This is a genomic window from Streptomyces sp. NPDC101234 (assembly GCF_044767525.1).
In the GTDB taxonomy this organism is placed as follows: Bacteria; Actinomycetota; Actinomycetes; order Streptomycetales; family Streptomycetaceae; genus Streptomyces; species Streptomyces sasae.
The window spans coordinates 36,380-62,781 of sequence record NZ_JBIWOA010000002.1 but is presented as its reverse complement, the minus strand read 5'-3'; the positions used below and the strand labels follow the sequence as shown (position 1 = coordinate 62,781).

Annotated in this window: 22 protein-coding genes and 1 tRNA gene; 8 read left to right on the top strand and 15 right to left on the bottom strand. The window is 69.8% G+C overall.

Going from position 1 to position 26,402, the window contains the following annotated elements; all coding sequences use genetic code 11:
- Nucleotides 1-155: 155 nt before the first annotated feature.
- Complete coding sequence (locus tag ACIRR9_RS03565; RefSeq protein ID WP_003999697.1) at nucleotides 156-284, bottom strand: DLW-39 family protein; 129 nt, start codon at nucleotides 282-284, stop codon at nucleotides 156-158.
- 361 nt (nucleotides 285-645) lie between these two features.
- Here ACIRR9_RS03565 and ACIRR9_RS03560 point away from each other — a divergent pair, with 361 nt between their 5' ends.
- The 3 genes from ACIRR9_RS03560 to ACIRR9_RS03550 all read left to right on the top strand — a co-directional run bounded on the left by ACIRR9_RS03560 (nucleotide 646) and on the right by ACIRR9_RS03550 (nucleotide 2,712).
- Nucleotides 646-987, top strand: coding sequence for a DUF6344 domain-containing protein (locus ACIRR9_RS03560; RefSeq protein WP_365351113.1), 342 nt, complete (start codon nucleotides 646-648; stop codon nucleotides 985-987).
- Nucleotides 988-1,156: 169 nt separating this feature from the next.
- On the top strand, nucleotides 1,157-1,945 hold the full coding sequence (locus ACIRR9_RS03555; protein WP_403747114.1) for a GntR family transcriptional regulator: 789 nt from the start codon (nucleotides 1,157-1,159) through the stop codon (nucleotides 1,943-1,945).
- Between the two features lie 8 nt (nucleotides 1,946-1,953).
- Nucleotides 1,954-2,712: a glycosyltransferase family 2 protein gene (locus ACIRR9_RS03550; protein ID WP_403747112.1), complete on the top strand. Its 759-nt coding sequence runs from the start codon at nucleotides 1,954-1,956 to the stop codon at nucleotides 2,710-2,712.
- Here ACIRR9_RS03550 and ACIRR9_RS03545 read toward each other — a convergent pair.
- The 4 genes from ACIRR9_RS03545 to ACIRR9_RS03530 are packed head-to-tail and all read right to left on the bottom strand — an operon-like array spanning nucleotide 2,709 to nucleotide 5,314.
- A complete protein-coding gene (locus ACIRR9_RS03545; protein WP_403747110.1) occupies nucleotides 2,709-2,885 on the bottom strand; it encodes a hypothetical protein in 177 nt (58 codons plus the stop codon). The two genes, ACIRR9_RS03550 and ACIRR9_RS03545, sit on opposite strands and share 4 nt — an antisense overlap.
- Nucleotides 2,886-2,909: 24 nt before the next feature.
- Nucleotides 2,910-3,839, bottom strand: coding sequence for an FkbM family methyltransferase (locus ACIRR9_RS03540; protein WP_365351109.1), 930 nt, complete (start codon nucleotides 3,837-3,839; stop codon nucleotides 2,910-2,912).
- Nucleotides 3,840-3,842: 3 nt separating this feature from the next.
- Nucleotides 3,843-4,046 (bottom strand): ferredoxin, encoded by a 204-nt coding sequence (locus tag ACIRR9_RS03535; RefSeq protein WP_365351108.1) that lies wholly within the window; start codon nucleotides 4,044-4,046, stop codon nucleotides 3,843-3,845.
- 56 nt (nucleotides 4,047-4,102) lie between these two features.
- The gene (locus ACIRR9_RS03530) at nucleotides 4,103-5,314 is read right to left on the bottom strand and encodes an amidohydrolase family protein (protein ID WP_365351107.1); all 1,212 of its coding nucleotides are present in this window, start codon (nucleotides 5,312-5,314) and stop codon (nucleotides 4,103-4,105) included.
- A gap of 184 nt (nucleotides 5,315-5,498) precedes the next feature.
- Here ACIRR9_RS03530 and ACIRR9_RS03525 point away from each other — a divergent pair, with 184 nt between their 5' ends.
- From ACIRR9_RS03525 to ACIRR9_RS03505, 5 genes are all read left to right on the top strand, one after another.
- Nucleotides 5,499-5,948: a DoxX family protein gene (locus ACIRR9_RS03525; RefSeq protein ID WP_385673461.1), complete on the top strand. Its 450-nt coding sequence runs from the start codon at nucleotides 5,499-5,501 to the stop codon at nucleotides 5,946-5,948.
- A gap of 37 nt (nucleotides 5,949-5,985) precedes the next feature.
- Nucleotides 5,986-6,243 carry a hypothetical protein gene (locus ACIRR9_RS03520; protein ID WP_403747107.1) on the top strand — a complete coding sequence of 86 codons (258 nt, stop codon included), beginning with the start codon at nucleotides 5,986-5,988 and terminating at the stop codon, nucleotides 6,241-6,243.
- Nucleotides 6,244-6,284: 41 nt separating this feature from the next.
- The gene (locus ACIRR9_RS03515; RefSeq protein WP_403747105.1) at nucleotides 6,285-6,545 is read left to right on the top strand and encodes a hypothetical protein; all 261 of its coding nucleotides are present in this window, start codon (nucleotides 6,285-6,287) and stop codon (nucleotides 6,543-6,545) included.
- 74 nt (nucleotides 6,546-6,619) lie between these two features.
- Nucleotides 6,620-7,081, top strand: coding sequence for a hypothetical protein (locus ACIRR9_RS03510; RefSeq protein WP_403747103.1), 462 nt, complete (start codon nucleotides 6,620-6,622; stop codon nucleotides 7,079-7,081).
- 382 nt (nucleotides 7,082-7,463) lie between these two features.
- Nucleotides 7,464-11,495, top strand: coding sequence for an AAA family ATPase (locus ACIRR9_RS03505; RefSeq protein ID WP_403748151.1), 4,032 nt, complete (start codon nucleotides 7,464-7,466; stop codon nucleotides 11,493-11,495).
- A gap of 145 nt (nucleotides 11,496-11,640) precedes the next feature.
- Here ACIRR9_RS03505 and ACIRR9_RS03500 read toward each other — a convergent pair whose 3' ends face one another.
- From ACIRR9_RS03500 to dnaA, 10 genes are all read right to left on the bottom strand, one after another.
- On the bottom strand, nucleotides 11,641-13,029 hold the full coding sequence (locus ACIRR9_RS03500; protein ID WP_403747101.1) for a PA14 domain-containing protein: 1,389 nt from the start codon (nucleotides 13,027-13,029) through the stop codon (nucleotides 11,641-11,643).
- 176 nt (nucleotides 13,030-13,205) lie between these two features.
- A tRNA-Ile gene (locus ACIRR9_RS03495) sits at nucleotides 13,206-13,282 on the bottom strand.
- 111 nt (nucleotides 13,283-13,393) lie between these two features.
- Nucleotides 13,394-14,182: a DUF3566 domain-containing protein gene (locus ACIRR9_RS03490; RefSeq protein ID WP_365339296.1), complete on the bottom strand. Its 789-nt coding sequence runs from the start codon at nucleotides 14,180-14,182 to the stop codon at nucleotides 13,394-13,396.
- 19 nt (nucleotides 14,183-14,201) lie between these two features.
- Nucleotides 14,202-16,796, bottom strand: coding sequence for a DNA gyrase subunit A (gyrA, locus tag ACIRR9_RS03485; protein WP_385673472.1), 2,595 nt, complete (start codon nucleotides 16,794-16,796; stop codon nucleotides 14,202-14,204).
- Nucleotides 16,797-16,838: 42 nt separating this feature from the next.
- Nucleotides 16,839-18,902 carry a DNA topoisomerase (ATP-hydrolyzing) subunit B gene (gene gyrB, locus ACIRR9_RS03480; RefSeq protein WP_123975713.1) on the bottom strand — a complete coding sequence of 688 codons (2,064 nt, stop codon included), beginning with the start codon at nucleotides 18,900-18,902 and terminating at the stop codon, nucleotides 16,839-16,841.
- A 385-nt stretch (nucleotides 18,903-19,287) separates the two neighbouring features.
- A complete protein-coding gene (locus tag ACIRR9_RS03475; protein WP_403747098.1) occupies nucleotides 19,288-19,827 on the bottom strand; it encodes a DUF721 domain-containing protein in 540 nt (179 codons plus the stop codon).
- Nucleotides 19,824-20,945, bottom strand: coding sequence for a DNA replication/repair protein RecF (gene recF / locus ACIRR9_RS03470; protein ID WP_403747096.1), 1,122 nt, complete (start codon nucleotides 20,943-20,945; stop codon nucleotides 19,824-19,826). The genes ACIRR9_RS03475 and recF overlap by 4 nt, the downstream gene beginning before the upstream one ends.
- Before the next feature lie 40 nt (nucleotides 20,946-20,985).
- Nucleotides 20,986-21,861: a phosphogluconate dehydrogenase (NAD(+)-dependent, decarboxylating) gene (gene gnd / locus ACIRR9_RS03465; RefSeq protein WP_403747093.1), complete on the bottom strand. Its 876-nt coding sequence runs from the start codon at nucleotides 21,859-21,861 to the stop codon at nucleotides 20,986-20,988.
- 179 nt (nucleotides 21,862-22,040) lie between these two features.
- Nucleotides 22,041-23,171, bottom strand: a complete 1,131-nt coding sequence (gene dnaN, locus ACIRR9_RS03460; protein WP_403747092.1) for a DNA polymerase III subunit beta — start codon at nucleotides 23,169-23,171, stop codon at nucleotides 22,041-22,043.
- A 958-nt stretch (nucleotides 23,172-24,129) separates the two neighbouring features.
- Entirely contained in the window at nucleotides 24,130-26,076 is a 1,947-nt protein-coding gene (dnaA, locus tag ACIRR9_RS03455; RefSeq protein WP_403747089.1) for a chromosomal replication initiator protein DnaA, read from the bottom strand.
- Nucleotides 26,077-26,402: the final 326 nt, after the last annotated feature.

Here is a 26,402-nt window from a genome sequence, read left to right as displayed (position 1 = left end):
CCCGCGCGCCACCCGGCAATCCGTACGACCGGCCGAAACACCCGCCCCACAGGCCGGTCCCGCGGGACGGTCCGGGCGGGATCGGTCCGGTCCGGGCAACGCAAAACCCCGACCGCGAGGGCGGCCGGGGTCTCAGTGTCGTCTGTTGTCGGTACTCACGAACCCGTGGGCACGGAGTCAGTCGCCTCCGTCCACAGATCCTGCTCGGCGCGATCCGCCTGGATCTGGCGGTACACGAGGAGCCCGCCGATGGCGGCCAGTGCGACCAGGAGAAGCTTCTTCACCGTGCGACCTCGTCTCTTCCTTGACGTAGGGGACCTCTGGCGCCCGACTATACACACCGACCGATACCGATCGGTGACCTGGCGTCCGACCCCGCATCCGGCCCCAACTCCGGTCCGCCGCAAGGTGTTGCACGAGGTCGGACCGTTCCGATCGGAGGGTGATCACACCTCCACGGACGGTGACTTTGCTCCCTCTCGCCCCCTTCCGGAGCCTTTCTGGGGATTTTTCCTGATCAGTACGTCCATCCGTGTGGTGTTGATCTGAACTTCGACGCGCCACGAGTCGACGTCCCCCACTTCGCGACGCCCATACACATCATGAGGAAAGTACGCAAATCGCCCGACCCGAAAGTGAGGGGCCATGGCCAGGAACGCCAAGGTCATGAAGCTGTGGACCGCCATCGTCACCGCATTCCTCGCGCTGTTCACGGCGCTCGGACTCGCCACCGCCACCACCGCCGCCGCGGTACCGCAGACCGAGACCCCGCGCAACAGCAGCAGTGACGACCACATCGCCGACCAGCTGCTGGTCCCGGCGAGTGCCCACTGGCTCCGGTCCCACGCCAGGTCCCTTCCCCCCACGATGAAACAGCGCATCCGGGCCGAGGCCCACGGAAAGACCCCCAGCTGCCGGCGCCGCCCCCTGGACAGCACCGAGTCGGAGACGCCGGACGAACCGGAGACCGCGCCCCTCGACTGCTGAGACCCTGAGTCGGACCAGACGCAACGGCGCAAGGGCGACTTGCGTACGTACCAGCGCCTACTGCGACTCAGACCCGCGACCGGGAACCGGCCGCGGGTCTTCGCACACCAGCCCCTCCGCAGAACCGCTCGACTCATCAACTCCTCTTAAGGAGTCGTAGGCTGAGCCCGTGCCCAAGGCCTACGAGGAGATCGCCGGCGACCTCCGCCGCTCCATAAGGAACGGCGAGCGCAAGCCCGGTGCCCGGCTGCCCTCCGAGGCGGAGCTGGCCCGGCACTACGGCCGGAGCGTGCCGACCATCCAGAACGCCCTGAGGCTGCTGAGCGCCGAGGGCCTGATCGACAAGCTGCACGGCAGCGGCACCTTCGTGCGCCGCCCGCGCACCCGTGCGATCCGTGACAACAAGCGGCATCAGTGGGAGAAGAACCGCGCCCGGATGCCGGAGGCCGCCCGGGCCGAGACGGGCGCGACCGAACACGACACCGGCCTGGTCCTCGACGACCTGGTCTTCTTCGCCCGCTACCGCGAGCTGACCGCGCCCAGCGACCTCGCCGACGCATTCGGGGTGCCGGAGGGCACCGTGCTGCTGGAGCGCACCTACCGGACCCGGCACTCGGCCGAGACGGCCCCCTTCAGCCTGGTGACCTCGTATCTCGTCCGCGACATGATCGCGGCGAACCCGGAGCTGCTGGACGAGACCAGGGAACCCTGGCCGGGCGGCACCCAGAACCAGCTGCACACCGTCGGCATCGAGGTCGACCGTGTCGAGGAGCGCTTCACCGCGCGCCCGCCGACGCCCGAGGAGGCCCGGGAGCTGGACCTGCCGGCCGGTACCTCGGTGATCCTGCTGCACAAGACGTCGTACGACATCCGCGACCGCATCGTGGACATCACCGCCGTCACGCTCCCCGGCGACCGCACGGAGCTGCTCTTCACCACGCACCTGGAAAGGTGGTGAGCGCTGCCGTGAGCCGGCGCATCACTGTCGTCACCGCGGTCCACGCGCCCTCGGCCCGTTTCCTGCCGGAGGCGTACAGGTCGCTGTGCGAGCAGCGGCTGCCGGACGGCTGGGAGTGGCAGTGGCTGATCCAGGAGGACGGGTACGGCGAGGAGGTACGGCCGTACGTCCCCGACGACGCGCGGGTGTCGTTCCGGCAGGGCCGCAGCGGCGGTCCCGGGGTCGCCCGCACCATCGCGCTGGCCCGGGCCGACGGCGCGTACGTCAAGATCCTCGACGCCGACGACCAGCTGTCGCCGGGTGCGCTGGCCCGCGATCTGGCGGTGCTGGAGGCCGACCCGGCCGTCGGCTGGGCCACCTCACGCGTCCTCGACCTGCTGCCCGACGGCTCCACGGCCGGTTTCCCCGGCGACCCGGAGGAGGGCCCCGTCCGGCGCGGGGCGGTGCTCGACTTCTGGACGGCGAACGGCTTCCGCGCCCAGGTCCACCCGGCCACCCTCTTCGTCCGCCGCGAGCTGCTGCTCGCCCTCGGCGGCTGGATGGCGCTGCCCGCCTCCGAGGACACCGGTCTGCTGCTCGCGCTGAACGCGGTGAGCCGGGGCTGGTTCTCGGCGGAGGTCGGGCTGCTCTACCGCAAGTGGGAGGGCCAGGTCACCGGCCAGTCCGCGCACACCGACCCGGCGGAGCGGGAGGCCCGGATGGCCGTCGTGGCGGCGCGGGCGCGCGCGCTGGCGGACTACGAGTGGCAGTACCCGCCCGCCTACTAGCCGACCGCCCACCAGTATCCGACCGGCCGTCCACCGTCCACCAGTATCCGACCGGCCGTCCACCGTCCACCAGTCACCGACCGGCCGCCCACCAGCCACCAGCCAGACGCCACCAGCACCAGCACCAGCACCAGCACCAGCACCAGCACCAGCACCAGCACCAGCACCAGCACCAGCCGGACGCCTACCGGACGCCGCTACGGCAGGGTCGCCGCGTCCACCCTGGAGAAGACCAGGTCGCTCTCCTCGGTCACCGGCCGGTCCCAGCGGACCGGGACCACCGGCTCGCCGTGCAGGGCGCGGGGGTAGCTGTCGGCCGCGTAGCTGTTGGCGAGCCGGTAGACGTGGTAGCCGGCGTCGGTCATGGTGCGCAGCAGTTCGTCCGCCGAGTCGCCGAGCTGGGCCATGCGGTCGGGGGTGACCTCGACGGTGATCTCGCAGTCGGGGCGCAGTTTCTCCAGCAGCGGGGCGAGTCCGCGCACGACCGCGCCCTCGGCGCCCTCCACGTCGATCTTGACGACCCGCGCGGTCTCGATCTCCTCCGGCAGCAGCAGCTCGGGCAGCGGCACGGCCTCGATGTCGAAGCTGGACTCGGCCGGGCCGTCCCACGGGACGATGCTGTTGGCGCCCATGTTGCGGGAGCTGGCGAGTACGAAGGTCAGGGTGCGGTGGGCGTCGGAGACGGCGGCGTTGAGGGCGCGGATGTTCCGGCAGCCGTTGAGCGCGCTCTGCTGTTCGAGCCGGCGGTGGAAGTCGGGGGAGGCCTCGACGGCCACGACCCGGCCCCGCGGGCCGACCAGCCGGGCGGCGAGGACGCTGAAGACGCCGATGTTGGCGCCGACGTCGACGAAGCAGTCCCCCGGTCCGAGCCGGCCGCGCAGCCAGTGGGTCATGTGCGGTTCCCACACCCCGAAGAGGTAGAGGTAGCGCTGGATGAGGTCCTGGGTGTCGACCGCGAAGCGGGCCCCGGAGAGCGTCCCGACGACGCGCTTGCGGGGGTGGTCGCGCAGATAGGGGTTGAGGGCGCGGGCCGCGAGGGTCTTGCCCCACGGGGCCGGGAAGTCGCGGACGTAGCGGCGGCCGAGGGTGGCCAGGAGTTCGGTGAGTTCCGTGCCGGTGCTGCTCATCCGCTAGTCAGTGACCTTCTTGCCGTCGATCCGGATCGCCTGGGACGGGCAGCGCTCGGCGATGTCCAGGATCAGCTCGTCGTCCCCGGATTCCGCACGTCCGGGCAGGACGAAACCGTACCCGTCCTCGAAGCCGAACACGGCGGGTGCCCGGAAGGCGCACTCGCCCGACCCGTAGCAGACGTCGGCGTCCACGGAGACCTTCATGCCAGGTCCCCTGCCCAGCAGGGGACCCGCCGAATCCAGGTGAAGGGCAGCTCGATCTAGGTGAAGGGCAGCTCCAGCATCCGGATGGCGTTGCCGCGCAGCAGCTTGTAGGCCACCTCCGGTGCCAGTCCGCCCACGTGTTCCTGGGCCACCCGCTTGGTCTCCGGCCAGGTCGAGTCGACGTGCGGGTAGTCCGTCTCGAAGGTCGCGTTGTCCACGCCGACGGTCTCGATCGCCTCGATGCCGTGCCGGTCGCGGAAGAAGCAGCAGAAGATCTGCCGGTAGTAGTACGTCGAGGGCGGCTCCGGGATCAGGTCCTTGACCCCGCCCCAGGCGCGGTGCTCCTCCCAGACGTCGTCGGCGCGTTCCAGGGCGTACGGGATCCAGCCCATCTGGCCCTCGCTGTACGCCAGTTTGAGCCGGGGGAACTTCACCAGGACCCCGGAGAAGAGGAAGTCCATCATCGAGGCCATGGCGTTGTTGAAGCTCAGCGAGGCCTGCACGGCGGGCGGCGCGTCCGGGGAGGCGGCGGGCATCTGCGAGCTGCTGCCGATGTGCATGTTCACGACCGTCCCGGTCTCCTCGCAGATGGCGAAGAACGGGTCCCAGTAGCCGGAGTGGATGGACGGCAGGCCCAGGTAGGTGGGGATCTCGCTGAAGGTGACCGCGCGGACGCCCCGGGCCGCGTTGCGGCGGATCTCGGCGACGGCCAGGTCGATGTCCCAGAGCGGGATCAGGCAGAGCGGGATGAGCCGGCCGCCGCTGTCGCCGCACCACTCCTCGACCATCCAGTCGTTGTAGGCGCGCACGCAGGCCAGCGCGACCTCCTTGTCCGCGGCCTCGGCGAAGGTCTGCCCGCAGAAGCGCGGGAAGGTGGGGAAGCACAGGGAGGCCTCGACATGGTTGATGTCCATGTCCTTGAGCCGTTCCCCGGGGTCCCAGCAGCCGGGCCGCATCTGCTCGCGGGTGATGCCGTCGAGCGTCATCTCGTCCCGGGAGAAGCCGACGGCCGCGATGATCCGCTTGTACGGGAAGAGCAGGCCCTCGTACTCCCACCAGTCGGTGATCTGGCCCTCGGGGTCGGTGGTGAACCGGTACTTGCCGCCGACGTAGGCGAGTTCGCCGATGCCCGCGGTGAACGGCTTGGGTCCCTTGTCGCGGTACTTGCCCGGCAGCCACTTCTCGAAGAGGTGCGCGGGCTCGATCACGTGGTCGTCCACGCTCACGACCCTGGGCAGATCCTGGGTGCCGGTCGCGTTCTCTGCCATGCCTACCCCCTGCTGCCTGCTTGGACTCTCGATCAACTGACGGTCCATCAGATTCCGGTATGGCATTCAGGCTAGGCCCAGGAGCCGGTGCCAGCAAGGGCCGCCGGACCTCTTGCGACCCGCGCCGCCTTCCGCTGAACTGACGGATCGTCAGATGAGTTGGAGGATCCGGGAGGGGTGCGGGATGCGAACAGCCTTGCTGAGCGGTGCCGAATGGTTCGCGGTGCTCCGTATCGGGCTCGGTCTGTGGTGGCTGGAGAGCTGGCGGCACAAGGACAAGAAGCAGTGGTTCGGCGGCGGGGGCATCAGGTGGGCGGCCGGTGTCGCGGAGAAGCACCGCTGGCCCGTGGTCAGGCGGGGCTTCGACACCGTCGTCGCGCCACGGCCCCGGCTGATGGCCTACGTGGTGGCGTACGCGGAGCTCGCCCTGGGCCTCGGCCTGGTCTCCGGCTTCCTCACCCCGATCGCACTGGTGGCCGGGTTCCTGCTCAACCTGATCTACCTGGTCCTCATGATCCATGACTGGGCGGAGCAGGGGCAGAACCTGATGATGGCGCTGATCTCCCTGGTCGGCCTGTTCGCGGTCTGCTGGCAGAGCTGGTCGCTGGACTCGGCGCTGGGGCTGTTCGGGTAGCCTCACTGGTCGTCAGCGGGACACGGGGGAGGCCGAGTTGGGAGCCGGAGAGCAGCTGGTGACCGTGGGGGCGGTGCTGATCGGAGCCCTCTCCACTCATGTCACCAACCACCTCATGGAACGCAGCAGGAACCGCTACCAGCTGCTGACCCGCTGGGACGACAAGAAGGTCGAGGCGTACGGCGGCTATGTGGACGCGGCCAGGCTGCGGATCGCCGCCGCGGGCCGGGTCTACGAGCCCCGGAGGGGCTGCGCGAGGAACACCGGCCCGAGGAGGAACTGCGCGACGAGCTGACCGAGGCCAACCGGCGCTGGGGCTCGGCCTTCGAGCGGGTCATGCTGCTCGGCGGCGACGACGCCATCGAGGCGGGACACGAGCTGAACGCGGTGATCGCCGAGATCGAGTGGCAGGCCACCGGCCGGATCACCGGCACCCTGCCCGAGTGGCGTGAGCGGCACCGGACGGCCTTCCGGCTGATCAACGCCTTCCACGAGGCCGCCCGCGCCGACCTGGGCATACAGGGAAACGTCACCGGCGAGAAGCACCCACAGCGCGACCTGCTGCTGCCGGAGGCACCCAGGGCCCAGGAGAGCTGACGCCTCCGCCGTGTGTCTGGCTTCTTCACGGCCGGCATGGCACCCTGCCCGCGCCCGGGAACGAGGAGGCGGAGATGACCGGTCCTTCGGCGGAGCCGCTCAGCAAGCTGCACGCCACGCGTGCGCGCAGTGCGTACGAGCGTGCGGTGGCCGTCTGCCGGCACGCGGGGATCGGCCCTGACGCGGCGCAGACCGTCCCGACGAGCCCGGTCGGCCGGGCCGCGAACGCGCTGCGGCTGTCGGCCCGGTCCCTCGCCGCGCTCGGCGACACCGCACCCGACCCGGCGGCCGCCGCCCGCTGCGCCCGCAACGCCGCCGCCACCGCGGCACTGGCCGCACAGGTGGCCGGCGCCCTGGACGACCGTCCCGAGGCGGGTGCCGCGCTGCGCGCCGCCCTCACCGCGTCACAGGCGGCGGCGAAGGCGGCCGGCGGCGCGGCGGCAGGACAGGACCCGGCCCTGAACGAGGCGGCCGACGACGCTGAGGAGCACGCGGTCCGGACGGCACACGCGGCGGGCTGGACACGACAGGTCTGACATCCCGCCGACCCGTGTCGGCCGGTGGTCCCGTGCCGTTCGGCACCGGTCCCTCCCCACGTGGGGACCGGTGCCGAACGGCGCGGGTGGCGTCGGGCCGCGCCCTGTGGCGAAAGGGCCGCCCGGTCGGCGAGAGCGGCTGCGTCATCGCGCCACTCCGGCGGGTGACCGCCGGTGGAAGCTGACCGAGAACATGTGGTGCTGTGAGCCGTCTCTGGCTGTCTCTTCGAACGCTGAGCAGGTCGGCCTGTCCGGGCGCCGCCCGAGCACCGCGTCGCTGCGGCGAAATCCTGCCAGTCGAGGTGCATATCTGAGGAGGCCGGCCCGTCCGGTCCGGGGCTTCGCCGCAGGTCAGGCGTATAAAGTGAGTTTTCCGGTCCGGATGTCCGGCAGCGGCGGAAATAAGGGGTGGAGAACCTTGGGTCCCGACGCAGGGGCACGCACAGCTTTCGCGGAACGGCTCGCGTTGCTGTACAAGGAGGCCGGTAATCCTCCGCTCAAACGCGTCGCCGACGCGGTCGACCGACTGCATCGCGTCGACGAGCGGGGCCGTCCGGTGCGGGTCTCCGCCCAGCGGATCAGCGACTGGCGACGGGCGAAGAACGTACCCGCGCAGTTCGCCGCCCTCTCCGCCGTCCTCCATGTCCTCATCCCGCAGGCCCGGCGCTCCCAGCCGGCACCCGTCTCCTCCGGACTGTACGACCCGGCCCAGTGGCAGAAGCTGTGGGAGCGGGCCGTGGCCGACCCGGTCGGCGAACCGACCGAGCCGGAGACGGCGGAGGAGACGGAGGCACCGCCACCGGTCGACAGTGTCTGCCCGTACCGGGGTCTGGCCTCCTACCGGCGTGAGGACGCCCGCTGGTTCTTCGGCCGGGAGCGCAGCACCGACGCACTGGTCGCCCAGCTCCGCGCCACGAAGGACGGCGGCGGTCTGGTCGTACTGGTCGGCGCCTCGGGAGCGGGCAAGTCCTCGCTGCTGAACGCCGGTCTGGTCACCGCACTGCAGAACGGCGCCCTGGCCGACGAGGACGGCAACCGGCACAAGATCCTCCAGCTCGTGCCGGGAGCGGACCCGGTCAAGGAACTGACGCGCCGCATACCCGAGCTGGCCGATGTGACGGACCAGGACGATCCCGAGGCCGTACGGGAAGCCGTCACGGCCTGGGCCCGCCGTGAAACCGAGGATGTTTCACGTGAAACATCGCCCTCGGCGGCCGCCACCGCCCGTCCGGTCCTGATCGTGGACCAGTTCGAGGAGGCCTTCACCCTGTGCGCCGACGAGGCGGACCGGCGCACCTTCGTCCGCCTCCTCCACGCGGCCGGCAGGTCCGCCGGCCCCGCGGAACCCGCCCCCGCCCTGGTCGTCCTCGGCATCCGCGCCGACTTCTACGAGCAGTGCCTCGGCTACCCCGAACTGGCCGACGCGCTCCAGCACCGGCACATGGTGCTCGGCCCGCTGACCACCGCCGAGCTCCGTGAGGCCGTGACCGGTCCGGCCAGGGCGGTGGGCCTGGAACTGGAGCCGGGCCTCGCCGAACTGATCGTCCGGGAGGTGAGCGCCGACGGCCCGCGCGGTGCCCATGACGCCGGCGTCCTCCCCCTTCTCTCTCACGCCCTGCTCGCCACCTGGCAGCGCCGCAAGGCGGGCCGCCTGACCCTGGCCGGCTACCGGGCGGCCGGCGGCATCCAGGGCGCCGTCGCCGCGACCGCCGAGCGCGCCTGGTCCAGCCTCGACCCGGCCGCCCGCACCGCCGCCCGGCTGCTCCTGCTCCGTCTGGTCCGCCTGGGCGAGGACACCCAGGCGACCCGCAGACGCGGCACCCGGCGCCAGCTGGCCGCCGAGTCGACCGACCCGGGCAAGACGGAGGAGTCGCTCGAAGCCCTGGTCCGGGCCCGGCTGGTGACCCTCGACGCGGACACGGTCGAGATCACCCACGAGGCGCTGCTGCACGCCTGGCCCCGGCTGCGCGAGTGGCTCGACGAGGACCGCAACGGCAATCTGCTGCGCCAGCGCCTGGAGGAGGACGGCCGGGCCTGGGACGCCTCGGGCCACGACTCCGCGCTCCTCTACCGGGGCTCACGGCTCGAACAGGCCCACACCTGGGCGAAGTCGGCCGAGAACACCTCCCTGGCCCGCAGCGCGGTGGGGTTCCTGGCGGCCTCGGTACGGCTGCGCCGGCGCACGGTGTGGATCAGCCGGACCGCCGTCGCCGCACTGGTCGTACTGGCGGTGCTGGCCGCCGGCTCGGCGGTGATCGCCCGGCAGCAGCGGGACGACGCGATGTTCGAGCAGGTGGTCGCGGAGGCCGACCGGTTCCAGTACTCGGACCCCTCGCTCTCCGCCCAGCTCGACCTGGTCGCACACGGTCTGCGCAAGGACGACGAGGGCGCCAACAACCGCCTGGTGTCCATCGTCAACGCCCCGCTGGCCACCCCGCTGCTCGGCCACACCGGCGCCGTCTACCTCACCACCTTCAGCCCCGACGGCAAGGTCCTGGCCAGCGCCGCCTACGACCGCACGGTCCGGCTGTGGGACGTGAGCGACCCGACCCGGCCCAAGCCCCTCGGCAAGCCGCTGCTGGGCCACACCAGCTGGGTCTCCAGCGCGGTCTTCAGCCCGGACGGCAGGACGCTGGCCAGCGCCGGCGACGACGGCACCGTACGACTGTGGGACGTCTCCGACCCGAAGCACCCGGTGTCCCTGGGCACCCCGTCGACCGGCCACGACGGCACCGTCTACCTGGTCGCCTTCAGCCCCGACGGCCACACCCTGGCCGCCGCGGACGAGGACCGCACCGTACGTCTGTGGGACGTCCGCGACCCGCGCCACCCCGCGTCGCTGGGTACCCTGACCGGCCACACCGAGGCCGTGCGCTCCATCGCGTTCAGCCCCGACGGCCACACCCTGGCGGCCGGCGGCGACGACAACCTGATCCTCCTGTACGACGTCTCCGACCCCCGCCGGGCCCGGCGCATAGGCACCCCGCTGACCGGGCACACCGCGACCGTGCACTCCGTGGCCTTCAGCCCGGACGGCCACACCCTCGCCAGCGGCAGCAAGGACGACACCGTACGGCTGTGGGACGTCACGGACCCGAAGCACGGCAAGGCCCTCGGTGCCCCGCTCACCGGCCACACCGGGCCGGTCTGGTCGGTGGCCTTCAGCCCCGACGGCTCCATGCTCGCCGCGGGCAGCGCGGACTCCACGGCCAGCCTGTGGAACGTCGACAACCCGGCCTTCCCCTCCCAGGTGGGCGAGCCGCTCGCGGGCAGCAGCGGTGAGATGTACGCCGTCGGCTGGAGCCCCGACGGGCACACCCTCGCCACCGGCAGCGGGGACGGCAAGGTCCGGCTGTGGTCGATCCCGGGGTCGGACATGATCGGCGGGATCGGGACGTTCAGCCCGGACGGGCGGATCCTGGCCACGGGCGGCGGGGACGGCAGGGTCCGGCTGTGGAACGTGAGCGCCCCGGTGCGGCCCACGTCGCTGGGCGAGCCGTTCTCGGCCGTCGACCTGGACCTGCGGTCCATGGCGTTCACGCCCGACGGCCGCACCCTCGTCATCCTGACCGGCTCCGGCAACACGGTGCAGCTGTGGAACGTCGCCGACCCGGCCCACCCGGTCCGCTACAGCGAGCCCCTGGAGCTGCAAACCCGGTACGCGGGCGCCGACGCCCTGGCGCTGAGTCCCGACGGCCGCACCCTGGCCGCCGACTACGACGACCGCACGATCGAGCTTCTGGACATCAGCGACCCGGCTCACCCCCGGGCCCTGGGCAAGCACCTCACCGGCCACACCGGGTACGTCAACGCGCTCGCCTACAGCCCCGACGGCCGCACCCTGGCCAGCGGCAGCGCGGACGGCACGGTCCGCCTCTGGAACGTCTCCGACCCCGCCCGCGCCAGGTCCCTGGGCACCCCGCTCAAGGGCCATCTGGGCCCGGTCAACACTCTCGCCTACAGCCCCGACGGGGCCACCCTGGCCAGCGGCAGCGACGACGACACGGTCCGCCTGTGGAACGTCTCCGACCCGGCCCGGGCGACCCGCCTGGGCGCGGCCCTCACCGGCCACACCGAGGCGGTCGTGTCCCTGACCTTCAGCCCGGACGGCAGGACCCTGGCCAGCGGCGGCAACGACAACACGGTCCGCCTCTGGAACGTGTCGTCCCCGTCCTCCGCGCACCCCATCGGCCAGTCCATGAGCCCCAACGCCAAGACGGGCAACTTCCTCTCCTTCAGCCCGGAGAACCACATGCTGGGCGTCTCCAGCGGTGCCGACACGGTCCGCCTCTGGAGCCTGGACGTCGACCAGGCGGTCACCCGCATCTGCTCGGTCACCCACAACGTCCTGACCCCGGCCAAGTGGAGCGAGTACCTCCCCCGCCTCGCCTACGACCCGCCCTGCGGCACCTGACCGCGCTTGAGTGATCCCGATCACAACTGCTCACTACGGCCGAGAAGTTGACTCCCACCGCACAGGCCACCTTGTTAGGCTGGCCACAGCCCGATCGCTGGTGCATCCCCCGTCGCCAGCGGTCGGGTCTTTTCGTGCGCCGAACTCAGCCGACCGTCACGGTCGTGGCGAGGATGTCGCTCTGCGGCGAGTGGTTCCCGGCCGCGTCATAGCTGCGGGCCCGGTACTCGTAGGTGCGCCCGTCGCCGGGCAGCGCGTCGCAGACGGTGGCCGTGGCCGGGTCGAGGCGCGGGTCGAAGGCCTTGTGCAGCACGACCGACCAGGCGGCCGTCCCCGCCTCACGGCGCTCGACCTCGAAGCCGATGAAGTCACGGATCGGGGCCGGTGTGTAGTCGGTGACGGTCGCCTTCACCCCGCTCTCGCACGTGCCCAGGCTCAGGTTCGGGGCATAGGCGGGGGCGATGCCGTCGGGGATGTCCAGCCAGAGCTCGTTCACGGCGTCGGCGTCGAGCCAGTTGGGGTTGTAGGTGGTGGTGCCGCCGTCGTTGGTGACGAGGACCCGGTAGTGGCGGGTCTCGCCGTCGGGGGTGACGGGACCGGTGGTCCAGGTGCCGGCCTTGGTGGTGCCGAGCGGGACCCACTTGTAGGTGCCGTCCACCCGGTCGTTGCTGAGGACCGTGTAGTGGTCGAACTGCGGCTCGGTGTCAAGGGGCCACTTCAGGGTGACCTTGCCGGTCGCCCTGTCGTAGGTGCCGGTGAGGGAGGTGACCGCCGGCAGCGGCTCGACAATGGTGTCCTTGCTGCCCGTCGAGGTGTTGCCCGCCTTGTCCCCGGCACGGACCTCGTAGTAGTACGGCGTGCGGTCGTCGGGGTTGACCAGAGGGTCGGTGTAGCCGCGGGCGGTGGTCGTGGTGACCTTCGTCCAGGTGCCGGAGCCGACGGGCCGCCGGTAGAGCGAGTAGTTCGCCAGGTCCATCTCCCTGTTGGCGGACCAGGAGACGGTCGTCCTGCGGACCCTGGTGTCGTAAGCGGTCTTCACTCCCGTCGGGGCGAGCGGCTTCGTCCTGTCGTACGTCGCCGAAGTACGGGGCGTGTACGAGTACTTGATCTTCGCGGCACCGGTCCAGTTCACGTGGTCGACGCGAAGGGTGTGCCTGCCGGAGCCGACGGTGAGATCGACCTTCTTCGAGCGGGAGGTGTCACCGGTGTTCTTCCACAGGTCGATCCTGCGGACGCCGTCCAGGTAGACGCGGACGCCGTCGGTGGCCGAGACGGTGAACGTGAAGGGGCCGCCGGAGCCGAAGTCACGGGTCACCGACCAGCGGACGCCGAAGCCGTTCGACGGCACACCGGAGGCCGGGCTGCCGGACCAGCTCTCGCTGATCCCGCTGTCGCAGTCGGTCCGCACCGGGGAGCCGGAGAACGAGGTGTTCTTGTAGAACGTCCGCTGGTAGACGTTCGCGGAACAGGTGACACCGGCGGCCTCCGCCTGCGGAACGGCGGCCAGCAGACCGCCGAGGACGACGGCGGACATGACCCCACCGGTCCGGACTGCGGCAGGACTCTTCGGATACACGGAAACCCTTCACGCTGTACGGGCAGGACGCTCAGCGTGAAGACTCACCACCGGAAAACAAGGTTGCACGGCACACCGATGCCGACCGAAAACGCCGAAGGCCCCCGATCCGTCCGGACCGGGGGCCTTCGTACTGGTGGGGCTAACAGGATTTGAACCTGTGGCCTCATCCTTATCAGGGATGCGCTCTAACCAACTGAGCTATAGCCCCGCCGCGCTTTGCGGTGTGTGTCCCGCGCGCTGACTCCTGAAGATTAGCGCACGACCGGGGCAGTCCCAAAATCGGTTGTCGGGGGACCGTCACGAGAGGTTTGAACCCCGGTTACTCGTCCTCGGCCAAGGTCAGCTCGATGCCGCCGACGAAGCCCGCGGAGAGGTTGTAGATGAACGCGCCGAGGGTCGCCAGCGCCGTCGCGAGGACGACGTCGATGACCGCGATGATCGACGTGAACATCAGGACGTGCGGCAGGGAGAGGAACGACTGCAGGTCGAAACCGTTCGACTCGTTGGAGCCGGTCGCCTCCGAGATCGTGCCGCCGACCGTCGAGAACACACCCATCGCGTCCAGGACCATCCACAGCACCGCGGCCGCCACGATCGAGCAGATGCCGAGCGCGATGGAGAGCAGGAAGCTGACCTTCATCACCGACCAGGGATCCGCCTTGGCGACCCGCAGACGGGCCTTGCGGGTGCGCGGGGCGGTGGGACGCGCACCCGCACCGGTACGCGGCCGCCGTACCGCCTCCGCGGGCGCCGGCGCGGCCTGCGCCGCCGGGTAGGCCTGCGGCGGGTGGTAGGGCCCGGCAGGCTGCTCCGGGCGCCGCTCCCCGGGCAGCGGGGACGGGGCCTGCGCCGGCTGCGCGGGCGCCGTCCGGTCGCCCGGCGCGGCCTGGCCTCGGCTGTCGGTCACGGTTCCCCCCTGGGTCCCCTCCGCGTCCGGCGCGGACGCCTTCGCGGGCGCCTTGATCGCCTTCAGCTGGGTGGTGTGCGTGTCCATCGGCTGCGCACCGCCCTCGGTGCCCCCGCCGGACGCGGCGGAGCCACGGCCGCCGCCGTCCGCCTCCGTACCCGTCGAGGTACCGGCCGATCCGGCGCCCGTGGCTCCGCTCACGATGACTCACTCCTCGTGCCTACTCGGCCGAGGGCGCCTCACCCTCGTCCGTGCCGGTGGTCACGGCATCCTCGGCGGTCTCGTCCACGGCGTCCTCGCCGTCGACTTCCTCCGCCTCGCTGCCGGCCTCGGCGTTACGTGCGATACCGACGACGGCATCGCGCTTGCCCAGGTTGATCAGTTGGACGCCCATGGTGTCACGGCCCGTCTCCCTGACCTCGTTGACTCGCGTACGAATCACACCGCCGGACAGAGTGATGGCGAGGATCTCGTCGTTCTCCTCGACAACCAGCGCGCCAACGAGCGAACCCCGGTCCTCCACGATCTTGGCGGCCTTGATGCCGAGGCCGCCGCGGCCCTGGACGCGGTACTCGTCGACACGGGTCCGCTTCGCGTACCCCCCGTCGGTGGCAGTGAACACGAACGTACCGGGTCGAACAACATTCATCGACAGAAGTTCATCGCCCTCGCGGAAACTCATGCCCTTGACACCGGAGGTGGCCCGGCCCATGGGGCGCAGAGTGTCGTCGGAGGCGGTGAACCTGATCGACTGTGCCTTCTTGCTGATCAGAAGCAGATCGTCGTCGGCCGAGACCAGTTCGGCGCCGATCAGTTCGTCGTCGGAACCGTCCTCGCGCTCACGCAGGTTGATCGCGATCACACCGCCGGTTCGGGGCGAATCGTAATCCTTCAGAGGCGTCTTCTTGACCAGACCGCCCTTGGTGGCCAGCACCAGGTAGGGCGTCGCCTCGTAGTCGCGGATCGCGAGGATCTCGGCGATCGCCTCGTCGGGCTGGAAGGCCAGCAGGTTCGCCACGTGCTGACCGCGCGCGTCACGGCCGGCGTCCGGCAGCTCGTACGCCTTCGCCCGGTACACCCGGCCCTTGTTGGTGAAGAACAGCAGCCAGTGGTGCGTGGTCGAGACGAAGAAGTGGTCGACGATGTCGTCTTCCTTCAGCTTCGTACCGCGCACACCCTTGCCGCCGCGCTTCTGCGCCCGGTAGTCGACCGTCTTGGTCCGCTTGACGTAACCGCCGCGCGAGACCGTGACGACGATGTCCTCCTCGGCGATCAGGTCCTCGATGGACATGTCACCGTCGTAGGGCACCAGCATGGTCTTGCGGTCGTCGCCGAACTTCTCCACGATCGCGGCCAGCTCGGTGCTGACGATCGCGCGCTGGCGCTCCGGCGAGGCCAGGATCGCGTTGTACTCGGTGATCTTCGCCTGGAGCTCGTCGTGCTCCTGGATGATCTTCTGGCGCTCCAGGGCGGCCAGCCGGCGCAGCTGCATCTCCAGGATGGCGTTGGCCTGGATCTCGTCGATCTCCAGGAGCCCCATCAGGCCGGTGCGCGCGATCTCGACCGTCTCGCTGGCCCGGATCAGCGCGATGACCTCGTCGATCGCGTCCAGCGCCTTGAGCAGACCGCGCAGGATGTGCGCCCGCTCCTCGGCCTTGCGCAGCCGGAACTTCGTACGGCGGACGATGACCTCGATCTGGTGCGTCACCCAGTGCCGGATGAACGCGTCCAGAGACAGGGTGCGCGGCACACCGTCGACCAGCGCCAGCATGTTGGCGCCGAAGTTGGTCTGCAGGTCGGTGTGCTTGTAGAGGTTGTTGAGGACGACCTTGGCGACCGCGTCCCTCTTGAGCACGATGACGAGCCGCTGGCCCGTGCGCGACGAGGTCTCGTCACGGACGTCCGCGATACCGCCGACCTTGCCGTCCTTCACCAGGTCGGCGATCTTCTGCGCGAGGTTGTCGGGGTTCACCTGGTACGGCAGCTCCGTGACCACCAGGCACTGGCGGTTCTGGATCTCCTCGACCTCGACGACCGCCCGCATGGTGATCGAGCCACGGCCCGTGCGGTAGGCCTCCTCGATGCCCTTGCGGCCGACGACCAGCGCGCCGGTCGGGAAGTCGGGGCCCTTGATCCGCTCGATCAGCGCGTCCAGGAGCTCCTCGTGCGAGGCCTCCGGGTTCTCCAGGTACCACTGGGCGCCGGCCGCGACCTCGCGCAGGTTGTGCGGCGGGATGTTGGTCGCCATGCCGACCGCGATGCCGGCGGAGCCGTTGATCAGCAGGTTCGGGAAACGGGCGGGCAGGACGGTCGGCTCCTGGGAGCGGCCGTCGTAGTTGTCCGTGAAGTCGACGGTCTCCTCGTCGATGTCGCGGACCATCTCCATCGACAGCGGCGCGAGCTTGCACTCGGTGTACCGCATGGCCGCCGCCGGGTCGTTGCCCGGCGAGCCGAAGTTGCCGTTGGAGTCGACGAGCGGCATGCGCATCGACCAGGGCTGGGCGAGGCGGACCAGGGCGTCGTAGATCGAACTGTCACCGTGCGGGTGGTAGTTGCCCATCACGTCGCCGACCACGCGCGCGCACTTGTAGAAGCCGCGCTCGGGGCGGTAGCCGCCGTCGTACATGGCGTACAGCACCCGGCGGTGGACGGGCTTGAGACCGTCCCGGACGTCCGGCAGCGCCCGGGACACGATGACGGACATCGCGTAGTCCAGGTACGAGCGCTGCATCTCCGTCTCGAGCCCGACGGGCTCGACACGCATCGCCAGTTCGCCGCCCTCTTCAGGGGTGACGGGAGTGTTCTCGTCGGTCATTGCTGGTGAAGATCCTTCCCTGTGCGGTCAGCTGAGACCGACTCAGATGTCGAGGAAGCGGACGTCCTTGGCGTTGCGCTGGATGAACGCGCGGCGGGCCTCGACGTCCTCGCCCATCAGGACCGAGAACAGGTCGTCGGCCTGGGCTGCGTCGTCCAGGGTGACCTGGCCGAGGACCCGGTGCTCCTGGTCCATGGTGGTCACGCGCAGCTCCTCCGCGTTCATCTCGCCGAGACCCTTGAAGCGCTGGATCGAGTCCTCGCGGACCCGCTTGCCGCGCTGGCGGCCCATCTCGATGAGCGCGTCGCGTTCGCGGTCCGAGTACGCGTACTCGACGTCGTCCCGGCCCCACTTGATCTTGTAGAGCGGGGGGCGGGAGAGGTACACGTGCCCGGCCTCGACCAGCGGCCGCATGAAGCGGAACAGGAAGGTCAGCAGCAGGGTGGAGATGTGCTGGCCGTCGACGTCGGCGTCCGCCATCAGGATGATCTTGTGGTACCGGAGCTTCGAGATGTCGAAGTCCTCGTGCACACCGGTGCCGAACGCGGAGATCAGCGCCTGGATCTCCTGGTTCTGCAGGATCTTGTCGATCCGCGCCTTCTCGACGTTGAGGATCTTGCCGCGGATCGGGAGGATCGCCTGGTACTGCGGGTTGCGGCCGGACTTGGCCGAGCCGCCGGCGGAGTCACCCTCGACGATGAAGATCTCGCACTTGGTGGGGTCGTTCGACTGGCAGTCGGAGAGCTTGCCCGGCAGCGAGGCGCTCTCCAGGAGGCCCTTGCGACGGGTCAGGTCACGGGCCTTGCGGGCCGCCACGCGCGCGGTGGCCGCCTGGATGCCCTTGCGGATGATGTCCGCCGCCTCGACCGGGTTGCGGTCCAGCCAGTCGTTCAGGTGCTCGTAGACCGCCTTCTGCACGAAGGTCTTGGCCTCCGTGTTGCCCAGCTTGGTCTTCGTCTGGCCCTCGAACTGCGGCTCGCTCAGCTTCACCGAGATGATCGCGGTCAGACCCTCGCGGATGTCGTCACCGGTGAGGTTGTCGTCCTTCTCGCGGAGCAGCTTCTTGTCGCGCGCGTACTTGTTGATCAGCGAGGTCAGCGCCGCGCGGAAGCCCTCCTCGTGCGTACCGCCCTCATGCGTGTGGATGATGTTGGCGAACGAGTACACGCCCTCGCTGTAGCCGCTGTTCCACTGCATGGCGACCTCGAGGGACAGGCTCTTGTCCTTGTCCTCCGCCTCCAGGTCGATGACGGTCGGGTGCACCACGTCGCCCTTGCGGGAGTTGAGGTACTTCACGAAGTCGACGATGCCGCCCTCGTAGTGGTACGTGACCGTCTTGACCTCGGACTTCTCGTCCGCACCGGCCTCGTCCGCCCCGGCGACGGCCTTCGCCGACTCGCGCTCGTCGGTGAGCCGGATCGTCAGACCCTTGTTGAGGAACGCCATCTCCTGGAAACGCCGCGACAGCGTCTCGAAGGAGTACTCGGTGGTCTCGAAGATGTCCGGGTCCGCCCAGAACGTCACCGAGGTGCCGGTCTCGCCCGTCTCCTCGTGCTGCGCCAGCGGAGCCGTCGGGACGCCCAGCTTGTAGTCCTGCGTCCAGCGGTGGCCGTCGGTCCTGATCTCGACCGAGACCCGGGAGGAAAGGGCGTTCACGACGGAGACGCCGACGCCGTGCAGACCACCGGAGACCGCGTAACCGCCGCCGCCGAACTTGCCGCCCGCGTGCAGCACGGTCAGCACGACCTCGACGGCCGGCTTGCCCTCGGACGCCACGATGCCGACCGGGATGCCACGGCCGTTGTCGACGACGCGCACGCCGCCGTCGGCCAGGATCGTCACGTCGATCGTGTCCGCGTGGCCCGCCAGAGCCTCGTCGACGGAGTTGTCCACGACCTCGTACACGAGGTGGTGCAGACCGCGCTCGCCGGTGGAGCCGATGTACATACCGGGTCGCTTGCGGACCGCGTCCAGCCCTTCGAGGACGGTGATGGCGCTGGCGTCGTAGGAGGCGGTGACCTCACCGTTCGCGCCGGCGTCGGTGGACGGGATGTTCTCGTTGGGGTTGCCGGAATCGGCCACGAAGCGCCCTTTCTGGCACAGCACGAGCCAGGCTCGTCGGCGGGTTGCCGGAGCGGCTGCGGCATGTTGCGTTGGTAAGCCTTGATCAGCGTTGCTCAGCTTTTCCCGGGCGGTCCCCACGTTCGGGGCGGGATTGGCTTCCAGTCTACCGGTAGCGCCGACAGTGATGGGGGTTTGCCGGTACCTGAGTCCGCATGTGCCGCCCTGAACCCGCCTCCGCCGACTCCCGATATACGGATGGGGGCTCAAAGAGGCTCACGGCGGCACTCAGCGCTTCCGGCTGTCAACCCTTGGCTACTCCGGGGTCAGGTCACGATTCGCAACCGCGTGTGGTTGTACGACGATCAGCCGAGGGGGCCGCACGAAGGCTCCGCACCCGGCTCATGGCGTGACGTAAGTCACCCGCACGTCACCCGTAGGTATCGCCCGGACCGGTGCTCCCAGGGGCCCGCAACGGGCCGTAGCGCCGGGCCGGACCCCCCGGATTCAGCACCTTGATCATGCGCACGGTGCCGTGCCCGAGGTCCTCGTTCAGACGGGCCACCAGCGCCGGCGCGAGATGCCGCAACTGGGTCGCCCACGCCGTCGAGTCGCACTGCACGACCAGCACCCGCTCGTCCTCGTCGTACCGCTGCGGCACACAGTGCTTGGCCAGGTCCTCGCCCACGATCTGCGGCCAGCGGCCCATCACCCCGCCGACCGCGGCCGGCGTCTCCCAGCCCCGCTCGGTGATCAGCCGGTTGATGGCCGACCCGAGCGCCATGGGGTCACGCCCGTCGGCACGCGCGCCGGAGCGCAGACCGCCGCCACGGCGCGCCTGCTTCTTCTGCTGCGCCGCGTCACCACGCGCGCGTGCCGCCTCCTTAGCCGCACGCAGCGCCACGCGCGCGAGATCGACACCCGAAGGCTCTGTCCTGTCACCCTTGGGGACGGGTCCGTCGGTGCTCATACGCGCTCCACCGTCTCGTCCGCCACCGCATACCGCGTACCCGTGAGGATGTGCGGCACATCGTCGTCCACAGCAGCCGTCACCAGCACCTGCTCCCCGGGCGCGACCAGCTCCGCCAGCCGCTCCCGGCGCCGGGCGTCCAGCTCGGCGAACACGTCGTCGAGCACCAGCACCGGCTCGTTGCCCTCGGCGCGCAGCAGGTCGTACGACGCGAGGCGCAGCGCCAGCGCGTACGACCAGGACTCGCCGTGCGAGGCGTACCCCTTGGCCGGCAGCTGCCCGAGCTTGAGGACCAGGTCGTCGCGGTGCGGGCCGACCAGGGTCACCCCCCGCTCGATCTCCTGCTTGCGGGCGTCCGCCAGGGCCGCCATCAGCTGGCCGTACAGATCCTCACGGGTGTGGGCCTCACCGGGCGCGGACGGCTTGTACTCCAGCGCGACCGGACCGCCGCCCGGCGCCAGCTGCTCGTACGCCTTGTCCGCGAGCGGCTGGATCGCGGCGACCAGATCGAGCCGCTGGGCGAGCAGCTCGGCACCGGCCCGCGCGAGATGCTGGTCCCACACGTCGAGCGTGGACAGATCGGTGGACCGCCCGCCGTGCCGCCGCGCCAGGGCGGCGGTCTTCAAGAGGGTGTTCCGCTGCTTCAGCACCCGCTCGTAGTCGGACCGCACCCCCGCCATCCGCGGCGACCGCGCGGTGATCAGCTCGTCCAGGAAGCGCCGCCGCTCACCGGGATCGCCCTTCACCAGAGCCAGATCCTCGGGCGCGAACAGCACGGTCCGCACGATGCCCAGCACATCCCGCGGCCTGACCTGCGAGGACCTGTTGATGCGGGCACGGTTGGCCTTGCCCGGGTTCAGCTCCAGCTCGACCAGCTGCTGCCGGTCGCCCTGCCGGACCTGCGCCCGGATGATCGCGCGGTCGGCGCCCATCCGGACCAGGGGCGCGTCGGAGGCGACCCGGTGGCTGCCGAGGGTGGCGAGATAGCCGACCGCCTCGACGAGATTGGTCTTGCCCTGGCCGTTGGGGCCGACGAAGGCGGTGACGCCCGGGTCGAGCGGGACCTCGACCCGGGCATAGGAGCGGAAGTCGGCCAGCGACAGATGCGTGACGTGCATGGGTGTTTCGCCGACCTCCCCGTGACCTGCTACTTCTTCTCTACTTCGCCTCTACGGCGTGGCCGCCGAACTGGTTGCGCAGCGCGGCGATCATCTTCATCTGCGGCGAGTCCTCCTGCCGGGAGGCGAACCGCGCGAACAGCGAAGCGGTGATCGCGGGCAGCGGCACCGCGTTGTCTATGGCGGCCTCCACAGTCCACCGGCCCTCGCCGGAGTCCTGTGCAAAACCCTTCAGCCTGTCCAGGTGCTCGTCCTCGTCGAGGGCGTTCACCGCCAGGTCGAGCAGCCAGGAACGGATGACCGTGCCCTCCTGCCAGGAGCGGAAGACCTCGCGCACGTCCGTGACGGAGTCGACCTTCTCCAGGAGCTCCCAGCCCTCAGCGTAGGCCTGCATCATCGCGTACTCGATGCCGTTGTGGACCATCTTCGCGAAGTGGCCCGCGCCGACCTTGCCGGCGTGCACCGAACCGAAGTCGCCCTCGGGCTTCAGCGCGTCGAACACCGGCCGCACCTTCTCGACGTCCTCGGCGGCGCCGCCGTACATCAGCGCATAGCCGTTCTCCAGGCCCCAGACACCGCCGGAGACACCGCAGTCGATGAAGCCGATGCCCTTGGCCGCCAGCTCCTCCGCGTGCCGCTCGTCGTCCGTCCAGCGGGAGTTGCCGCCGTCGACGACCACGTCACCGGGCTCCAGCAACTCGGCCAGCTCGTCGATCGTGGACTGGGTGGGCGCCCCGGCCGGGACCATCACCCACACCACGCGGGGCCCGCTCAGCTTGCCCACAAGCTCTTCCAGGCTGTGGACATCGGCGAGGTCGGGGTTGCGGTCGTATCCGACGACGGTGTGGCCCGCGCGGCGGATCCGCTCGCGCATGTTGCCGCCCATCTTGCCGAGGCCGACGAGACCGAGCTCCATCAGTTGTGATCCTTAAGGTTGCGGTGTGGCAGGAGAGGCACTTGCGTACCCGCGCCGAGCCTAATCGCGACCCTTTGTGCACAGTTGTGGGGTATAGCCGCTCACCTGGGGAAACTCACCGGATCACGGTGCCGGTCACCCACAGGGAGCGACCCGCACCGTGCACAGCTGTGGACAACTCAGCCGCTGAGACGCACCGGCATGATCAGGTACTTGTACGCGTCGTCCGACTCCGCGTCCAGCGCCGGCTTGCCACTGAGCAGCGCGGGTTTGGTGGACGTCGTGAACGACAGCTGGGCCACCGGCGAGTCGATCGCGCTCAGGCCGTCCAGCAGGAAGGTCGGGTTGAAGGCGATGGAGACGTCGTCACCCTCCAGCTGCGCGTCGACCCGCTCCACAGCCTGTGCGTCGTCGCTGGAACCTGCCTCCAGGATCAGCACACCCTGCTCGAAGCTGAGCCGCACCGGGGTGTTCCGCTCGGCGACCAGGGCGACACGCTTGACGGCCTCCACGAAGGGGGCGGTCTCGATCACGGCCACGGAGTTGAACTCGGTCGGGAACAGCGACCGGTACTTCGGCAGGTCGCCCTCCAGCAGACGCGTGGTCGTACGGCGGCCCGCGCCCTCGAAACCGATGAGGCCCTCGCCCGCACCCGAGCCGGAGAGCGCCAGGATGACGCTGTCGCCGCTCGTGAGGGCCTTGGCGGTGTCCAGGAGCGTCTTGGCGGGCACCAGGGCGACCGCGGAGGCCTCCGGGTTCTCCGGCTTCCACAGGAACTCGCGGACCGCGAAGCGGTAGCGGTCGGTGGAGGCCAGGGTGACGGTGTCGCCCTCGATCTCGATCCGCACACCGGTCAGCACCGGCAGCGTGTCGTCACGGCCGGCGGCGATGGCCACCTGGGAGACGGCGGAGGCGAAGACCTCGCCGGGGACCGTGCCCGTCGCGTTCGGCATCTGCGGCAGCGAGGGGTACTCCTCCACAGGCAGTGTGTGCAGCGTGAACCGGGAGGATCCACAGACCACCGTGGCTCGTACACCGTCTGTGGAAATCTCCACCGGCCGGTTGGGGAGCGCACGGCAGATGTCGGCGAGCAGCCGGCCGGAGACCAGCACGGTGCCCTCCTCCTCGACCTCGGTCTCGACGCTGACCCGCGCGGAGACCTCGTAGTCGAAGCTGGACAGGCTCAGCTGGCCGTCCTCGGCCCTCAGGAGCAGGCCGGCGAGGACCGGCGCCGGCGGACGGGCCGGGAGGCTGCGTGCCGCCCAGGCCACTGCCTCCGCGAGTACGTCGCGTTCCACCCGGATCTTCACCTAAGCCGCCTCCTGCTGTTGCCGGCGCTTCTCGCCCTGCTTCGCCTTCGTCGTCTGACTCGGTGTCGTGAGCCCCGGGGAGGGGAAGAACACCGGGGACCAGTCTGACGCACCGCACTGACAGCTGGTGCCTCTCGGGGTCAAGTCGTGACGAGGCGCGGTCAGAGGCCGGAGGGCGAGTTGTGCACAGGGCCCTCTTCGAAACGGATTCCCAGCTCTCTCTAGTTGTCAGTAGTAGTAGGGGCTGTGGATACCGTGGATAACCTCGTTTGCCCAGCTCAGGGGCGATATTTTGTCCACTGCCCCTGTGGGTGGGACCGGTGGACAACTCGGTGTCTCTGTGGAGAACAGAAAGTTCTGCACACACCATGCACAGCCCGAGGGGACTTCTCCCCAGCGCCGTCCCCAGCTTTACCCACGTTTCCCACAGGCCAACCCGGCACCTTCGTGTGACGCCTTTCACTCGCCTCGGTGAGCAGGCGCGTCGCGTTGCCGAACAGTGGACAGCCATGTGGAGAAGCTGCGGATCGCTGGGGACAACCACCCCTCGCCCTGTGGGCTACCGGTGGACAACTTCATGCACACCCTGTGGATCATTTCGTCGTCCACAGCCTGTGGAGATCCGTCATCCACGATTCCACAGCCACTTGAGCTGCCCTGATGCTCTTTCAACCCCCAGCCTGTGGACGACGTTCGGGACAACTTCACAGTCCCCAGGGTGTGGACGCAAGAAAGTCAGCAAATCTGTGGAGGACGGCCGTAACCAGCGCTGTATTCGAACAGCGAGGGACGTTTCCTTCGCGACCCCGTTCGCTGAAGCGCCCCTCCAGGGGCGCGGGGAACTGCGCGACAAGCCCCCACCGGGCCCGCGGCGACCCACTGCCGAACCGCCCCAGGACACCAAAAGGCGCCCCCGGGATCTCTCCCAAGGGCGCCCTGGACGCCGTGGAACCGTCGGCTACCCGTTCTTGATGCGGTTGGTCAGCTCCGTCACCTGGTTGTAGATCGACCGCCGCTCGGCCATCAACGCCCGGATCTTCCGGTCGGCGTGCATCACGGTCGTGTGGTCCCGGTTGCCGAACTGCGCCCCGATCTTCGGCAGCGACAGGTCGGTCAGCTCCCGGCACAGGTACATGGCGATCTGCCGTGCCGTGACCAGTTGCCGGCCGCGCGAGCTCCCGCACAGGTCCTCGACGGTGAGGCCGAAGTAGTCGGCGGTCGAGGCCATGATGGCCGTCGCGGTGATCTCCGGCGTGGTGTCCTGGCCGCCGGGGATCAGGTCCTTGAGGACGATCTCCGTCAGCCCGAGATCCACCGGCTGCCGGTTGAGCGACGCGAACGCCGTCACCCGGATCAGCGCGCCCTCCAGCTCACGGATGTTGCGGGAGATGCGGGAGGCGATGAACTCCAGCACCTCCGGCGGTGCGTTCAGCTGCTCCTGCACCGCCTTCTTGCGGAGGATCGCGATACGCGTCTCCAGTTCCGGCGGCTGGACGTCGGTGATCAGACCCCACTCGAAACGGTTCCGCAGCCGGTCCTCCAGCGTGACCAGCTGCTTGGGCGGCCGGTCGCTGGAGAGCACGATCTGCTTGTTCGCGTTGTGGAGCGTGTTGAAGGTGTGGAAGAACTCCTCCTGCGTCGACTCCTTGTCCGCGAGGAACTGGATGTCGTCGACGAGCAGGATGTCCATCTCGCGGTAGCGCTTGCGGAAGCTGTCGCCCTTGCCGTCGCGGATCGAGTTGATGAACTCGTTGGTGAACTCCTCCGAGCTCACGTACCGCACGCGCGTTCCCGGGTAGAGGCTCCGCGCGTAGTGCCCGATCGCGTGCAGCAGGTGTGTCTTGCCGAGCCCGGACTCCCCGTAGATGAAGAGGGGGTTGTACGCCTTCGCGGGCGCCTCGGCGACGGCGACCGCGGCCGCGTGCGCGAAGCGGTTGGACGCGCCGATGACGAACGTGTCGAAGAGGTACTTCGGGTTCAGGCGCGCGGTCGGCTCGGCGGGCCCGCCGGCCGGTGCGGGCTTCGAGCCCAGCGAGCCGGGCCCGCCGGCGCCGGGCAGGTCCGGGCGTCCGGGACCGCCCCGGTGTGCCTGGCCGCCCCCGCCGGGGGGCTCGGGCAGGTCACGGCGGCCGGTGTCGCGCTGGTCGTAGTCGGACCGGTCGTAGTCGGGGCGCTTGTCGTAATCCGGGCGCTTGTCGTAATCCGGGCGCTTGTCGTAGTCGGAGCGCTTGTCGTAGTCGGGACGCGGCGGTTCGTACTCGGCGCGCTGCTGTTCGTACGGCGGCCGGTCCATCGGCTGCTGGGGCCGGTAGTCCTGGGAGTAGGAGTCGCCGTAGCCGTCCGAGCGGTAGGTGTCCTGGGACGGTGAGGCGTAGGGGTCGCGTTCGGGGAAGCCGAGCCGCGGCTGCTGCCAGCCGTACTCGTCCTGCCCGGGGCGCGGCCAGGCGCCGGGCTCGGGGCGCTGGTACTCCGAGGGGTAGGCCGGGCGGGCGGTGGGGAGCTGGTCCCGTCCGCCCTGGTCCTCGGCGCGGTGACGGCCGTAGCCGCCCTCGTACGGGGACGAGGGGAGCTCGGGCTCCTCGTATCGCTGCTGCTGCACGGGCGGGGCCGGCGGAGCCGGGGGCTCCCCCGCCGACTCGTCCACGGTGATCGCGATCCGGATCGGGCGGCCGCACTCGCGGCTCAGGGTCTCGCTGACGATGGGGGCGAGACGGCCCTCCAGTACGTTCTTCGCGAATTCGTTCGGTACGGCGAGCAGGGCGGTGTCCGCGACCAGCGCGAGCGGCTGGCAGCGCCGGATCCAGTGTTCGTCCTTTGCCTCCACACCCTGACCGCGGCCCTCACCGAGGAGCTGCTCCAGTACTCGTGGCCACACTGCGGCAAGATCGGCAGGTACGTCAGCCACAGGGCACGCTCTCTCACAGGTCCCACGAACGTGTGGTTCGAGGACGGGTCGGGATGAAAATCAGGTCGGGCGGGGATAAAGGAACGAATCGGAGTTCAGCCACGGTAGTCAGCGTGGCGGCTGCGGTTCAAGTTGTTGTCCCCAGCCTGTGGATAGTGTCTCTCCGTCACCGCTGGTTTGACCGAATGGCGTAGCCCCGCGTACCGTAACCAGGTCGAGTTGTCGATGGCTGCTGCCGCCTGCCTCCGATGGGCACAGATCGCTGAAGGTGATCGGGAAGCGGTGCACTCGGGCGTGATGCGAGCTACTCGTGGGCGCACGGTGAC